The sequence below is a fragment of the Cellulosilyticum sp. WCF-2 genome (assembly GCF_003990395.1).
GTDB lineage: Bacteria > Bacillota > Clostridia > Lachnospirales > Cellulosilyticaceae > Cellulosilyticum > Cellulosilyticum lentocellum.
Map to the genome: position 1 here is coordinate 1,477,462 of NZ_CP034675.1, position 15,646 is coordinate 1,493,107.

At 34.1% G+C, this 15,646-nt stretch carries 14 protein-coding genes; 13 read left to right on the top strand and 1 reads right to left on the bottom strand.

All coding sequences use genetic code 11. From position 1 onward, the window contains the following. Nucleotides 1-24 precede the first annotated feature (24 nt). From EKH84_RS06435 to EKH84_RS06490, 12 genes are all read left to right on the top strand, one after another. A complete protein-coding gene (locus EKH84_RS06435; RefSeq protein ID WP_127065645.1) occupies nucleotides 25-1,089 on the top strand; it encodes a glycosyltransferase family 4 protein in 1,065 nt (354 codons plus the stop codon). After that, nucleotides 1,086-2,120, top strand: coding sequence for a lysylphosphatidylglycerol synthase transmembrane domain-containing protein (locus EKH84_RS06440; RefSeq protein ID WP_127065646.1), 1,035 nt, complete (start codon nucleotides 1,086-1,088; stop codon nucleotides 2,118-2,120). The genes EKH84_RS06435 and EKH84_RS06440 overlap by 4 nt, the downstream gene beginning before the upstream one ends. 70 nt (nucleotides 2,121-2,190) lie before the next feature. Next, on the top strand, nucleotides 2,191-3,378 hold the full coding sequence (locus EKH84_RS06445) for an SAM-dependent methyltransferase (protein WP_127065647.1): 1,188 nt from the start codon (nucleotides 2,191-2,193) through the stop codon (nucleotides 3,376-3,378). A gap of 75 nt (nucleotides 3,379-3,453) precedes the next feature. Further along, nucleotides 3,454-3,996: an NADH peroxidase gene (locus EKH84_RS06450; protein ID WP_127065648.1), complete on the top strand. Its 543-nt coding sequence runs from the start codon at nucleotides 3,454-3,456 to the stop codon at nucleotides 3,994-3,996. An 18-nt stretch (nucleotides 3,997-4,014) separates the two neighbouring features. Continuing rightward, nucleotides 4,015-4,338 (top strand): DUF1540 domain-containing protein, encoded by a 324-nt coding sequence (locus EKH84_RS06455; RefSeq protein ID WP_127065649.1) that lies wholly within the window; start codon nucleotides 4,015-4,017, stop codon nucleotides 4,336-4,338. A gap of 118 nt (nucleotides 4,339-4,456) precedes the next feature. Beyond that, nucleotides 4,457-5,011 (top strand): hypothetical protein, encoded by a 555-nt coding sequence (locus EKH84_RS06460; protein WP_127065650.1) that lies wholly within the window; start codon nucleotides 4,457-4,459, stop codon nucleotides 5,009-5,011. 104 nt (nucleotides 5,012-5,115) lie between these two features. Beyond that, nucleotides 5,116-6,045 carry a dipeptidase gene (locus EKH84_RS06465; RefSeq protein ID WP_127065651.1) on the top strand — a complete coding sequence of 310 codons (930 nt, stop codon included), beginning with the start codon at nucleotides 5,116-5,118 and terminating at the stop codon, nucleotides 6,043-6,045. A 121-nt stretch (nucleotides 6,046-6,166) separates the two neighbouring features. Continuing rightward, the gene (locus EKH84_RS06470; protein WP_127065652.1) at nucleotides 6,167-6,778 is read left to right on the top strand and encodes an HD-GYP domain-containing protein; all 612 of its coding nucleotides are present in this window, start codon (nucleotides 6,167-6,169) and stop codon (nucleotides 6,776-6,778) included. A gap of 560 nt (nucleotides 6,779-7,338) precedes the next feature. Beyond that, a complete protein-coding gene (gene metG, locus EKH84_RS06475; RefSeq protein WP_127065653.1) occupies nucleotides 7,339-9,315 on the top strand; it encodes a methionine--tRNA ligase in 1,977 nt (658 codons plus the stop codon). A 163-nt stretch (nucleotides 9,316-9,478) separates the two neighbouring features. Beyond that, a complete protein-coding gene (locus tag EKH84_RS06480) occupies nucleotides 9,479-11,143 on the top strand; it encodes a diguanylate cyclase (RefSeq protein ID WP_127065654.1) in 1,665 nt (554 codons plus the stop codon). 285 nt (nucleotides 11,144-11,428) lie between these two features. Then, a complete protein-coding gene (locus EKH84_RS06485; protein ID WP_127065655.1) occupies nucleotides 11,429-12,550 on the top strand; it encodes a CobW family GTP-binding protein in 1,122 nt (373 codons plus the stop codon). A 19-nt stretch (nucleotides 12,551-12,569) separates the two neighbouring features. After that, nucleotides 12,570-13,505, top strand: coding sequence for a TIGR03943 family putative permease subunit (locus EKH84_RS06490; RefSeq protein WP_127065656.1), 936 nt, complete (start codon nucleotides 12,570-12,572; stop codon nucleotides 13,503-13,505). Nucleotides 13,506-13,586: 81 nt separating this feature from the next. On the opposite strand, the gene EKH84_RS06495 is transcribed toward EKH84_RS06490, so the two are convergent. Further along, complete coding sequence (locus tag EKH84_RS06495; RefSeq protein ID WP_127065657.1) at nucleotides 13,587-13,931, bottom strand: PH domain-containing protein; 345 nt, start codon at nucleotides 13,929-13,931, stop codon at nucleotides 13,587-13,589. A 298-nt stretch (nucleotides 13,932-14,229) separates the two neighbouring features. On the opposite strand from EKH84_RS06495, the gene EKH84_RS06500 reads away from it, so the two are divergent. After that, nucleotides 14,230-15,597: an MATE family efflux transporter gene (locus EKH84_RS06500; RefSeq protein WP_127065658.1), complete on the top strand. Its 1,368-nt coding sequence runs from the start codon at nucleotides 14,230-14,232 to the stop codon at nucleotides 15,595-15,597. Nucleotides 15,598-15,646 lie beyond the last annotated feature (49 nt).

Here is a 15,646-nt window from a genome sequence, read left to right on the forward strand (position 1 = left end):
AAATTTTGGCAGGGAGGTCTAAATATGCCAACAATCAATATGCTATCAGCAGCAGATAAGGTAAAGGGACAAGGTGTTGGTTCTGCTTATTTAGAACAACTAGACCTAGTACAAAACGGACTAGGAGAAGAATATACAATAGAAGTTAATAAGGTAAAGTGTGCGGATATTATGCATTATCACACCATTAACTTGCCGTATTACTTAAGCTTGCCATTCGCGAAGGCTAGAAAAAGTGTAACAGTAGGAGCCGTACATTTTCTACCAGAAACAGTAGATGGTAGTATTAAATTACCTCATATTGCTACACACGTTTTTTATAAATATATTATTGAGTTTTATAAAAGTATGGACTATCTTGTAACTGTTAATCCTAATTTTATTGACAAGCTAGAAGCTTACGGTATTCCAAGAAATAAAATAGCTTACATCCCTAATTTTGTTTCTAAAGAGAAGTTTTATAAAATGAATGAGCTTCAGAAAAAAGAATTAAGGAAAGCGTATAACATTCCACAAGATAAATTTGTAGTACTTTGTGCAGGACAATTACAGCTTAGAAAAGGTGTTTTTGAATTTGTAGAGATTGCTAAGGCGATGCCAGAAGTAGAGTTTATTTGGGCAGGAGGTTTTTCCTTTGGAAATATCACATCTGGGTATAAAGAAGTAAAAGAGCTTTTAGACAATCCACCTAAGAATGTAAGATTTTTAGGCATAGTAGAAAGGGATAAGATGAATGAACTTTATAACATAGCAGATCTTATGTTTTTACCATCTTATAGTGAACTTTTTCCTATGATTATTTTAGAAGCAATGAATTGCAATACACCGATTCTTTTAAGAGATTTAGATATTTATCCTAATATTCTTTTTGATTACTATATGAAGGGTAATACGAATGAGGAATTCATAGGACATATTCAAAGACTTAGAAATGACATAGCATATAAAGAAAAATATATTGCGAAGTCAAAAGAGGGAAGTGAATTTTACTCAAGAGAACATATCCTTTCAATGTGGCAAGAATTTTATGCTGAAATATTGTGCGCGAATAAGAAAATACTTTTAGCAGGTGGAGAATTTACTACATGAAAAAATATAAATGGAATGTTCTATTTGTATTCATATTAGGTTTAATCATGGCATGGATTTTACTAGGTAAAGGTAATCCTAAAATGATGTTAGAAAGTGTTAAAACTTTAGCACCTAAATGGTTACTCATAGGACTAATATGCATTGGCTTATATGTAGGAGTAGAAACCATTATACAATATATGCTTACTAATAAGATGCAAAGAGGACATTCCTTATGGAATGCCTTTAAGGTAGTAATGACAGGTCAGTTTTTTAATGCCATTACACCCTTTGCCTCTGGTGGACAACCTATGCAAGCTTTTATTATGGCGAAGCAAGGAGTACCAGTAGGAACGTCTATTAGTATATTGATGACGAAATTTATTATTTATCAGCTTATTTTAACCTTGTATTCTATGATTGCACTTTTAATACAGATGCCATTCTTTTTTTCTAAGATTAGTGGCGTTGTGTATTTATCTTTAATAGGGTTTTTAATTAATTTTGGTATTGTAATGATTTTGGTTGCTTCTGTATTTATGAAACAACAACTTAAAAGAGTAGGATTTTGGGGAGTTAATTTACTCCACCATATGAGAATCATTAAACATCCTACAGGCATTAAAAGAAAAATCATTGCTCAAATTGATTTATTTAATAAAAATATTGGTTTGTTGAAGAAAAATACAAGTTTGCTTTTACAAGTAAGTATGTTAACGATTATGCAGCTTACAGCTTACTTTTTAATTCCTTATGCAGTGTATAAAGCTTTTGGGTTAGCAGGAACTAAAATGTTTGTTATTATATCAGCAGCGGCTTTTATAGTAATGATTTCATCTTTTGTTCCTATTCCAGGAGGTTCAGGGGTAGCAGAAGGTAGCTTTTTCTTGTTCTTTCAACTTTTCTTCCCAACTACTATTTTGCCGACTGCTATTTTATGTTGGCGACTGATTACTTTTTACATTCCATTATGTATAGGTGGCGTTATGACCATGCTACCTGACCATAAAGTTAGAAATTTAACTGGTGAAAGTAAGATTGGCGCCTAGTTGTAATAGAATATACATGGAATAAGATGCATCTAAAACGGTGATACTCCTCTATAAGAGGAGTGATAAGATGAACATACAAGCAAAATTAATGGAGAAGTTCCTCAAAAGATTTGATGGGACTTCTTTTGACGTTCAGTTTGAAACAGGAGAAGAATTGCATATTGGGCAGATGCCAGCGAAGTTTAAAGTAATTATTCATGAACCTATAGCCTACAAGAAACTTATAAAGAGCACCTCGCTAGCTTTAGGGGAAGCTTATATGAATGGGGCTATTGAAGTAGAAGGGGATTTAATAGAGGCACTAGATGAACTTTTTAAATTCCAAAATCAATTTTCTACAGACTATAGTGCACTTAAAAAATTATTGCATACCTCAACCTCTGCGAAAAATCAAAAGAAGGAAGTTTGTTCGCATTATAATTTAGGAAATGACTTTTATAAACTTTGGTTGGATAAGTCTATGAGCTACTCTTGTGCCTATTTTAAAAACGAAACAGATACTTTAGAAGAAGCACAATATAATAAGGTACATCATATTTTGAGGAAACTTAATCTAAAACAAGGTATGAGTTTATTAGATATTGGGTGTGGTTGGGGGTATCTTTTAATTGAAGCTGCTAAGACCTATGGCATTAAAGGAGTAGGTATTACCCTAAGTGAGCAGCAGTATAAAGGTTTTAAAGAGAGAATAAAAGCAGAAGGTTTAGAGGATTACTTGCAAGTAGAATTAATGGATTATAGAGAACTACGTGTCTCAGACCTAAAATTTGACCGAGTTGTAAGTGTAGGAATGCTAGAACATGTAGGTAGAGAGAATTATGACTTATTTTTCAAAAGCGTAGATGCTGTATTAAAACCAGAAGGTTTGTTCTTGTTACATTATATTAGTGCTTATGGAGAATATCCTGGTGATGCTTGGATTAAGAAATACATTTTTCCAGGAGGGGTAATACCTAGTTTAAGAGAGATTATTCATTTGTCAGCAGACTATAAATACTATGTACAAGATGTAGAAAGTTTAAGAAGGCACTATGTTAAGACCTTGCTTTCTTGGTATGAGCGCTTTGAAGCGCATTTACCTGAGGTAAGAAATCTGTTTGATGAAAGGTTTATACGTATGTGGCAGATGTATTTATGTTCTTGTGCTGCCAGCTTTAATAACGGCGTTATTGACTTACATCAGATTTTATTTACTAAAGGGGTTAATAACCAATTACCAATGACTAGAGAATATTTATATACACGATACAAATAATTAGTTTTTAGCATAAAATATCCTTTTTTTCGCATAATAAACTTGTACATCATTAGGTAAGGAAAGGATGAGATAATGAAAAAATACGTTTGTACAGTATGTGGTTATATTTATGAAGGTGAAACACCACCAGAGAAATGCCCTATTTGTAATGTAGGTAGCGATAAGTTTGAAGAGATGAAAGGCAGCCTCCAATGGGCTGATGAACATCGCATTGGTGTAGCAGAGGGAGTAGATCCTCAAATTTTAGAAGGACTTCGTGCTAATTTTATGGGGGAATGTACAGAAGTAGGTATGTATCTTGCCATGAGTAGACAAGCTGATCGTGAAGGCTATCCAGAAGTAGCAGAAGCATACAAACGCATAGCATATGAAGAAGCAAACCATGCGGCTAACTTTGCAGAAATGTTAGGTGAAGTGGTTAAAGCAGATACCAAAGCTAACCTTATGGCTAGAGTGGATGCAGAGTATGGTGCTTGTCAAGGAAAGAAAGAAATAGCAACTCTAGCAAAAGCACAAAATTTAGATGCCATCCATGATAGTGTACACGAAATGGCAAAAGATGAAGCACGTCATGGCTGTGCTTTCAAAGGCTTACTCGACAGATATTTTAAATAGCATAAAGGAGGAAAAAGTATGCCTAAAATTCATTGTGGTGTTGATACCTGCTCTTATAATCAAGATAAAGTTTGCCGTGCTAGTATTATTAATGTTGGAGGCAAAGGCTCTACAGATAATGAAAGTACTTGTTGTGGAAGCTTCCTTAACCGTTTAGGTTATAGTGACTTGGCGCAATATACTGAAAATAGAGGAGATACAGATGCTATTCTTTGTAAAGTAGATACGTGCATTCATAATAGCAGTGAGCATTGTTCATTAAACGAGCTTCAAATAGGACCTTCAAAGGAAGAAGCAGAGATTTACACAGAAACAGATTGTCTTAGCTTTGAAAGAAGATAAATTTAAAATCTATCTAGGTATAGGGACTTAGATAGATTTTTTTATTGCCATTTTAGGAACCTATTCCCTCTTTTAGAAATAGAATAATATGAAAGTATTTTAAAAGAGGTATTAAAGCATGGACAAGAAAACAATTTCAATGCTAGGTTTAGGGGTTTTGGCAGTTAGTAGCTTAGTTAAAAACAATGAAAAATCATTAGTAGACATAAGAAATAGCGAAGAGAGCAATAAAGAATTTACTGTGCCAGGCATCTTATTAGATGAATTTATAAGCAGACGTTATAAAATAAGTTTTAAATACCCTAGAAGCTGGAGTAAAAATCCTAGATATGAAGATAAATATGAAGGGCCTACAGGTTTTTTTGAAGTAAGTACTTTTTCAGGTATAGGTGAAGATATTGATGCAGCTGTTAAGCAACAAATTAATGAAACTTATCAACCCTATGGCTCTAATCCTACAGTGAGAAATTTTATTGTAGATGGGCAACCTGCAAGAGTTATTTATCCATCTAAGGATCAATCTGCTTTTTTTAAAGACAGAGATGCTGCATTAGTGGTACAATATAAGGAACCTATTACAATAGATGGGGTACCTTATAAGTATGTCGTAATCTGGACTAATAAGGAGTACATTCCCCTTATTATGAGTACCTTTAAATTTGTTAATGACTAAAATATTTCTAAAGAAAATAAGGGATTGCTGTGAGATGATGCAGCAGTCCTTTTAGTATGAGGAGTATAATAGGAATATAGGAGCTAATAAAGGGAGTGAAAAGAATGAAATATTTTGATTTACACTGTGATACAGCTACAGAATGTTTTGAAAAGCGTCTAGGACTTTACAGAAACAACTTGCAATTAAGTATAGAAAGAGGCTTGAATTTTGAAGAGTGGGTACAAGTTTATGCCATTTGGATGAATGACAACCTTAGAGGAGAAGTCGCATATGAGCATTTTTGTAAAGTGTATAGCTACTTATTATTAGAGCTACAAAAGAATGAAGCTGTGATGCAATTATGTACAAGTGGTAGAGAAATAAATGAAGCATTAGAAAAAGGGAAAAGGGTGGCCTTATTAGCTGTAGAAGGTTCTGCAGCACTTGGTGGTAAGCTAGAACATATAGAGGACCTTTATAATAAAGGGATTAGATTCATGACATTAACATGGAATGGCCGCTCTGAAGTAGCTGATGGGTGTATGCAAAAATCAGCAGGTGGCTTAACAGACTTTGGAAAAGCAGTAGTAAGTGAAATGAATAGATTAGGTATGATTATAGATGTGTCACATTTAGCAGAAAAGGGCTTTTGGGATGTAGTAAGCCATAGTGACCAACCATTTATTGCAACGCATTCTAATAGTAAGAAGGTATGTGATCATCCAAGAAATTTAAGTGATGAGGCTTTTAAGACAATTGTAGAAAGGAAGGGACTAGTGGGAATGAATTTTTACCCTACCTTTATTAATGGGACTACAGAAGCCAGTATAAAGGAATTACTACCTCATATCTCACATTTTCTAGAACTTGGTGGAGAGAATGTCATTGCCCTAGGCTCTGACTTTGATGGTGCTACTATGCCTATGGATTTACCTAATATTGAAAAAGTAGAGTGTTTTTACAATGAGCTGGTCAAAAATTACGGTAAGATTATAAGTGACAAAATATGTTTTAAAAATGCATTAAATTTCGCCAATATACTAAATAAATGATAAAAAACAAAAAATAACAATATAATTTACAGCATTGAAATTGACAATCTAAAAAAACCGTAATACACTTAAAAAAGATGCAATAAGCTAGCTATTAGACTGGATGAAAGAAGGAAATGACGTGAACACAAATATGCCGTCTTTACTAAATAACCAATTTGCTTATTATGATGTGATTGAAAGTATTGTTACGGCATTAGATGCCAAAGATACCTATACAGCTAATCATTCCAGAAGAGTAGGAGGAATGGCTGATTTATTATGCGATTATTTAGGTGAAAAAGATAGTGTAAAAGCAACGGTGCATATAGCAAGTCATATACATGATATTGGGAAAATAGGTATTCCTGATCATATTTTAAATAAGCCAGGTAAGCTAACTGAAGAAGAGTGGGAATGTATGAAACGTCATACTTCTATAGGAGCTAATATTTTGAAAAAATCGGAAGCACTTAAGCCATTAAGTGATGTCGTTCTTTATCATCATGAAAGATGGGATGGTAAAGGCTACTATGGCTTAGAAAAAGAAAATATTCCTTTAGAAGCTAGAATCATAGCGGTTTGTGATTCCATAGATGCTATGACTAGTAAAAGAGCTTATAGAGAAACTTTATCTATAGAATATTGCAAAAATGAAATACAATCTAATATAGGTAGGATGTATGATCCGCGAGTAGCTAGTGTGGCAGTAAAACATTTTGAACATCTATTGAGCTTAAAGGTAGTCAGCTAGCAATTGAATAGGTGAGAGATTATATATTGAAATATTGGGTAAACTATGATAAAATAACACAAGTTAAATAGTTAAACATAGTGAAGAGAAGAGTAGGTTTAAGGATCTTTTAAAGAGAGCTTCGGGAGCTGAGAAGAAGCAAGGAAAATTAAACTGAACATGGCCTCGGAATGGTGCACCGACGATCCTAGGATTTAGGCTGCAACAGGTTTCGCCTGTTATAGCGAAAGAGTATAACTCCAAATGACTTTTAAAGAAAAAAGAAATGAAAACCTTAAGAGTAGAGTGGAAGTACTTAATGAGACTTATATTGTAAGGTATAAGTGAAGTAGAGTGGTAACGCGTGTGATGACCTCGCCTCTATAACAGTTTGTTATGAGGACGAGGTTTTTTGATTGTTTTTAATGAAGGATTAGAATCTCATTTACTTAGGCGTTTCACTAAATTCCATTAAACAGTTCATTTTTGTAGTAGTAGTTAGTTTTTAAATGATAGATTAAAACTAAATAAATAAGAAAAACTACTATATAAAATAATCATATAAGAAAAGGAGCATTTAAATGAGTAAACCAACGTATTACATTACAACACCAATTTATTATCCAAGTAACAAGCTTCATATTGGACATTCCTACACAACAGTAGCAGCTGATGCTATGGCCAGATATAAACGTCTTCGTGGTTATGATGTCATGTTCTTAACAGGAACAGATGAACATGGGCAAAAAATCGAAAGAAGAGCAGCAGAAGATGGTGTTACTCCACAGGCATTTGTGGATCATATCGTTGACTGGATTAAAGACTTGTGGAAAACAATGGACATTTCTTATGATAAATTTATCCGTACAACAGATAAAGAACATGAAGAAACAGTTCAAAAAATCTTTAAAAAGCTTTATGACAAAGGTGATATTTACAAAAGTGAATATGAAGGTCTTTACTGTACACCATGTGAAAGCTTCTTTACAGAACACCAATTAGTAGATGGTAAATGTCCAGACTGTGGTAGACCAGTAGAAAAAGTAAAGGAAGAATCTTATTTCTTTAAATTATCAGCTTACCAAGATAGACTCATTAAGCATATTGAAGAAAATCCAGATTTCATTCAACCAAATACAAGACAAAACGAAATGCTTAATAACTTCCTTCGCCCAGGGCTTGAAGATTTATGTGTATCTCGTACATCTTTTAAATGGGGTATTCCAGTAGAATTCGATCCAGGTCACGTGGTATATGTATGGCTGGATGCGTTATCAAACTACATCTCAGCACTTGGCTACCTTCAAGCTGATGACAGTAACTTTAAAAAGTTCTGGCCAGCAGATGTACACTTAGTAGGAAAAGAAATCGTTCGTTTCCATACTATTATTTGGCCAGCAATGCTTATGGCATTAGATTTACCACTTCCAAAACAAATCTTTGGTCACGGTTGGTTAGTTATTAACGGGGGGAAAATGAGTAAATCACAAGGGACAGTAGTAGATCCTAGTGTACTCGTAGGTCGTTATGGTAGCGATGCAATCCGTTACTTCTTACTTCGTGAGATTGCCTTTGGTCAAGATGGTAACTTCTCTAATGAAGCCCTTATTTCAAGAATCAACTCAGACCTTGCTAATGACCTTGGTAACTTAACATCAAGAACAGTAGCGATGATCGAAAAATACTTTGGCACACTACCAGAGCTGCAAGAAGGCAATGAATTTGACGTGGATGTACAAAAGGTTGTTAAAGAGCAAATTGCTAAAATGGAAAGCAATATGGAGAAACTTTTCTTCAACAATGCCCTTGAAGACATTTGGGTAATCATTAGAAGAATGAATAAATATATTGATGAAACAATGCCCTGGGTACTTGCAAAAGATGAAGCTAACCATGCTAAACTTGCAGGTGTACTTTATACTCTTTCAGAAGTGATTCGTATTGTCAGCATTATGATTGAACCCTTTATGCCACAAACACCAGAAAAAATCTGGGCACAATTTGGCATTGTAAGAGGCGAATTAACAGCTTGGGATTCTATTCATAACTTTGGAGCACTTTCAAGAACTGTAGCAGCTAAAAAAGGTGACAACATGTTCCCTCGTATTGATAAAGAAAAGGAACTTGCCATTCTTGAAGCAGAAGCACCAACAGCTGAGCAAAAAGAAGAAGCAAAAGCTAAAGACAGCAAAAAAGTAGAAGTTAAAAAAGAAGAAAAGATAGAAGAAGTAGCAGAAATCACGATTGATGACTTTGCAAGGGTTGAGCTTAAAATTGGTGAAGTAATCGAATGTGAGAAAGTACCAAAAGCTGATAAACTTCTTGTATCTAAGATTAAAATAGGTGATGAAATAAGACAAATCGTATCAGGTATTGCAGCTTATTATTCACCAGAAGAGTTCGTAGGTAAAAAGGTAGTGGTTGTAACGAACCTTAAACCAGTTAAACTTCGCGGCATTGTTTCACAAGGTATGGTACTTTGTGCATCAGATGATAACGGTAACTTAGTTGCAGTAGGCCCTCTTGGTGAAATGGTAAGTGGCGCAGTAGTAAAATAAATGATAGTAAATCCCCTGTAAGTCAGATACTCAAAAGAGTATGGAACTTACAGGGGATTTTTTTAGAACGAAGACAAATTATTTGTTAGAAATAATTTAAAATTAATAATTATTAAATATTTATCTGCTATAATAAGACTAGAACAAGTCTGGAGGCACGACAATGGAGCGTATTTTAATTATTGATGATAGCGTGGCAAATATAAAAATTTTAAGTAATATATTGGCTAAAGATTATAAGGTTTCTATTTGTAAAAATGGAAAAGAAGGTATAAAACAGGCAATTGAGCAAGCGCCCATTTTAATTTTATTAGATATTATTATGCCAGAGATGGATGGCTTTGAAGTGATTAAGAAATTAAAATCAATAGATAGTACGAAAGACATCCCCGTTATTTTTATTACGAGCCTTACAGATGATGAAAGCGAAGAAAGAGGTTTTAGCCTAGGGGCAGTTGATTATATTATAAAACCCTTTAATCCTATTATTGTAAAAGCTAGAGTTAAAGCCCATAGTGACCTCTATCTATATCGTAAAAAAATAGAGAATTTGGCTATGCTAGATGGACTAACAGGAATAGGTAATAGACGAAGTTATGATAGACACACAGATATTGAGTGGAAGAAGGCAATAAGTAAGCAATATGCTTTTACAGCCATGCTTTTGGATGTGGACTACTTTAAACAATATAATGATTATTATGGACACCTTAAAGGAGATGAAGTTCTTAAAAATATTGCTAGAACTGTTAGCAAAAATCTTCCTAATAAAAGTGATTATGTTTATAGATATAGTGGAGAGAAGTTTATTGTTATTTTACTAGGAACGGAAAAAGAAGAGGCATTAATAATAGCAGAAAAGCTTAGGCAAGCAGTAGAAAATCTAAATATACCTCATAGTCAATCAACTATTGCTAAGAAAGTGACTGTAAGTATAGGTGGGATGACTAAGTCACCCAAAGAAGGTGAGGTACTTGATGATCTCATTGATATAGTTGATAGACATTTATATTGGGCTAAGGAAATGGGGAAAAATAGGGTTGTTTGGGAATATAATAGGGCTAAAGATCATTCTATTATAGAAATTTCTATGCTAGGGGATTTTAAGATTGCTATTGGTGATAAAAGCATTACCTCAACTATGAATCGTTCAAAAAAAATGTGGCTTATGCTACAGTACCTTATTGTGTTTAAGGATAAAGAGATTACTCAACAAGAATTAATCGAAGTACTTTGGCCAGGAGAAGAGGTTGAAAAACCTAACTATGCACTTAAAACTTTATCGTATCGTTTAAGAGAAACACTGCAAAAGCTACAGGTTCCCTATGCTAGAGAATTAATTGTACAAAGTGGTGGTACTTATCATTGGAATAAAGGGTATATTTGCCGTATTGATTGCAATGAGTTCGAGAGACTATGTAAAGAAGCAGATAAAGAAGAAATCACAAAAGTGGAAAGACTGATTCTTTATAAAAAGGCCTTAAAGCTTTATAAAGGGGACTTTTTACAAGGGACTGTACCAGAGCAATGGATGTTTTCTACTCAGACCTATTATCATAGTTTATATATAAAAGCTTTACACAGCACTCTAAAGATTTTGCAAGAGCAAGAAAAATATGAGGAGATTCATTCTATTTGTCGTAGTGTTTTACAAAAAGAACAATTTGACGAAGAAATTCATTATTACTTTATTGATATGCTTATTAAAATTGGCAAGCCCCAAGAAGCCTTGAAAGCCTATAAGCATATTAAAGCAATGCTACATAAAGAGTTTGGAACTCAACCTTATGAAAAGCTTACTGAACTTTACAATGAAATAAATCAATAAAAAGGTGGATTCAATCCACCTTTTTATTGATTATGGCTGCTATTTCTATAAGAGTTGTTTGTGCTTGGTTAAAATCGTAATTCTCTTATTATTAGTTCCTCAACAAACATTTTCGTAAACATCATATATAAACATAAGCATATTATAAAGAATTTATCCGAGAATTAGTATGTTTATTTCTGATTAATGTATAAAAATATTTGATATACCCATAATTAAGTCATATAATTGAAATGCATGTGAACTAGGTCATAGATATTTTGATAAGATAGGGAGGTTATACACATGACAAAAATAGATATTATATCAGGCTTTTTGGGAGCAGGGAAAACAACGCTTATTAAAAAACTCATTAAAGAAGGCTTTAAGGGTGAGAAGCTTGTGCTTATAGAGAATGAATTTGGTGAGATTGGTATAGATGGTGGCTTTTTAAAAGAGGGGGGCGTAGAGATTACAGAGATGAACTCCGGATGTATTTGTTGTTCATTAGTAGGGGATTTTGGCGCTGCATTAAAAGAGGTATTAGAAGAGTATAATCCAGACAGAGTTATCATTGAACCGTCTGGAGTAGGTAAACTTTCAGATGTCATTAAAGCAGTTAAACAAGTGGCATTAGGAAATGAAGTAAGTCTTAATTGCAAGGTAGCAGTAGTGGATGCGCTAAAATGTAAGATGTACATGAAGAATTTTGGCGAATTCTTTAATAACCAAATAGAAAGTGCTAGCACTATTATTTTAAGTCGTAGCCAAAACTGCTCAGAAGAAAAATTGCATGAAACTGTTAAGCTTATTAAAACGCGTAATGCAGAAGCTGCGATTGTAACTACTGCTTGGGAAGAGATTACAGGTGATAAGTTATTAGCTGTTATGGAAAGTGGCAATTATTTAGAAAGGGAGTTATTAGAAGAGGAAGAGATATGTCCACATTGTGGAGGGCATCATCATGAACATGATCACCATGAAGATAAACATCATCATGAACATCATGACGAAGAAGGACATGATCATGATGAGCATTGTGACTGTAAGCATCATGCTGAAAGTGAGAAGGAGGAACATCATCATAAACATGATGAAAGCTGTAGTTGTGGGCATGATTACCATCATGAACACGGGCATCATCATGCAGATGAGGTATTCACTAGTTGGGGAATGGAAACACCACGACGTTTTGATAAAGAGGAAATAAGAACTATTTTAGAAAAGCTAGCTCATACAGAGACATATGGTGTTATCTTACGAGCCAAAGGTATTTTGCAAGACAAAGAGGGGAATTGGTTCTGTTTTGATATGGTGCCGGGAGAGTATGAAATAAGGGAAGAAGCAGCAGATTATACAGGCCGCTTATGTATAATAGGTACAAAGCTAGATGAAGCAGGACTTAAAGAATTACTAGGAGAATACTGAGAGAAAGAGAGAAGATCATATGAGAATTCCAATATTTTTATTTAATGGCTTGCTAGAAGCGGGGAAAACGGCTTTTATTGAAAGTCTTTTAGAAAAGCCAGCTTTCGCTGATGGGAAAAATACACTTGTTATTTGCTGCGAAGAAGGCGTGGAGGAGTACAATAAAGCACTATTTCAAAAGAATCATATTACCCTAATTAACCTTGAAGAGGAAGAAGCATTTACAAGTGAATTATTGGAAGAGTTAGCAAACACTTATGAGCCACAGCGTGTTGTTATTGAATTTAATGGGATGTGGAATTTAGAAAGTGCCTTTGATGTAACCTTACCGGAAAACTGGTTTTTATATCAAAGCTTGGTTCTAGTTAATGGAGAAACCTTTGAGCTTTACATGAATAATATGAGATCACTGATGATAGAACATTTTAAAATAGCAGACCTGGTTATTATTAATCGCTGCTTACCTACAACTAATCTAGCATTATTAAGAGGTGCTGTGAAATCTATTAATGGGCAAGCAAGGTTATTCACTAGTTCTAAAGATTTTGTAATGGAGCCCATTGAGGAAGAATTACCCTATGATTTAAGTGCAGAATTAATCGATGTTGCAAAAGAACACTATGGGACTTGGTATATTGATTTGTGGGATCATCCTGAACATTACATGAGGAAAAAGATAAAGGTAAGAGGCTTATTTTTTCAGCAGCCCACAGATCCAAAGGACTGCTTTAACTTTGGCCGATTTGCCATGCCATGCTGTGAGGATGATATTGCATTTATGGGATTATATTGTAAAAATATTGGGAAACCACGTTTTCAAAATAAGGATAGTATAGAAATACTAGGTGAAATCCGTTGGGAACCAGCTGAAGTATATGAAGGTGATGGACCAATATTTTATGTAAAAAGTATAGTGAAAGCAGAAGAACAACAAGAAGATATGGTAGCCTTTTAAAATAAGAAGTTTAGTTTCAATAGAAAATAAGGTGCCAAGTTGCATATTTGTACTTGGCACCTTATTTTGATTTAAGAAGTTTTAATCACATACATAGAAGGTAAGGAGTTTTTCAATTTCTATAAAGTCACAACCCTTAGAAAACTTAAGTATAAATTCTTCGTTATGAACAATAAGCTTAATCTCTATATCTCTGTCTAGGATACCGTCATCTTCAATCATATAATGAGAAATACTACGATAAGGAATAGATACCTTTCCTTTTTTAGTAGAGAAGGCGTTCTTATCAAAGAAAATAATATGTTTATTAGTAAAACACATTTCGTCTACTACTAAACGATAAACGGCTTCAATTTCTTCACCTTCTGTTAAAAAACGTTCAAAATACTTAGTGTTAGTAGATTTGGTACCTCCAAAAATTCCCATACGTATACCTCCTGTTTTCTTAAATAGTTACGCATACTTTTAAGTACAGTATAGCACGTGAAGTCATTAGTTTATAGGGGAAAAAAGGAAAACTGGAAATAATATCTAGATCCTATTAACATAAAAATTTCAATTAGCTATTGACATTTATTCGCTTTTATATGAAAATGTACTCTGGTTAAAACAAAGCAGTATTAAATGAAAAGTGATAACACATAAAAAAAGAGCAGATGGGCGGCTAACAACCCATTTGCTCTTTTTGCTTTTTAGTAAACTGATTTATAGAAAGGGGAGCGATATGAAAAAGATATTTAAGGATAAGGTATTTCTAAGTACAATGCTTACTTTAGCAGTACCTATTACACTTCAAAGCTTTGTGACCTCATCCCTTAATTTAGTGGATACTATGATGGTAGGAAGCTTACAAGAGACAGCTATTTCTGCAGTAGGACTCGCTAATCAATATATGTTTATTTTTACGCTTTGCATATTAGGGATTAATGCTGGAGCCAGTGTATTTATGGCTCAATATTGGGGAAAGAAAGATTTACAGGGAATTAAGGCCTTTCTAGGGATAGATTTAACTGTAGGTTTTGTAGCAGCTAGCTTATTTGCTATAATGGCATTCTTCTTTCCAGAAGTGATTATGGATATTATGTCAGATGATGCAGCAGTTGTCGCCTTAGGCGTTAACTATTTAAAAATTGTAGCCGTTAGTTGTTTATTTATGAATTTTACCCAAGCCTATTCTTCTGCATTAAGGAGTACAGGTCAAACAAAATTACCTATGTTTGCAAGCTTAATAGGAGTAGGTGTAAATATTATTTTAAACTGGGTTTTCATTTTTGGAAAGCTTGGTGCACCTGCGATGGGAGTAGAGGGAGCGGCATTAGCAACAATGTTAGCACGTTTAGTGGAGGTTGTTTTTATAGTAAGTATTGTTTACTTTACTAAAAATAAAGTAGCAGCCAAACTAAAAGAATTATATAGCTTTAGTTTAAAAACAGTAGGTGTTTATTTTAAAACATCATGGTCTGTTATTACTAATGAACTTGTTTTTTCAGTAGGCTCAGCAGCTTATTCAGTAGCTTATGCTAAAATAAGTACTAATGCTTCTGCTACCATGCAAATTTCTAGCACGCTTATCAATATGTTTTTTATTTTTCTTACGGGAGTAGGAACAGCGGCAGCCATTATGATAGGGAATAAAATCGGTGCAGAAGAAGAAGCGGTTGCTAAAGATTATGCACATAAAGTAGCTAAGCTAACACCAGTTATAGGGATTATATTAGGTATTGGTATATGGATCTCGGCCCCAACAATCCTGAGATGGTTTAACATTCAGCCAGAGACCTATAAAGCAGCTATACTGGTTTTAAGAACTATGGCTATCTTTATGCCACTGCGTTCGTTTAATGCCATTATGATTATCGGTGTATTTAGAGGAGGCGGAGACACCACCTACTCCATGCTAGTACAAGCTGGTACGATTTGGCTTTATTCAGTACCATTGGCGTTTATAGGTGCACTCGCACTCAAGTGGCCTGTTTATAGCGTATTTTTCCTTGTTTGCACAGAGGAAATGATTAAGGTCCCCTTTGAATATTTTAGATTACGTTCTAATAAGTGGATTAAAAATCTAGTACATGAAAAGCATCTCTCATAGAGATGCTTTTTCTATGGTGTGACATAGACAGAAAATGGAAAAATCGGTA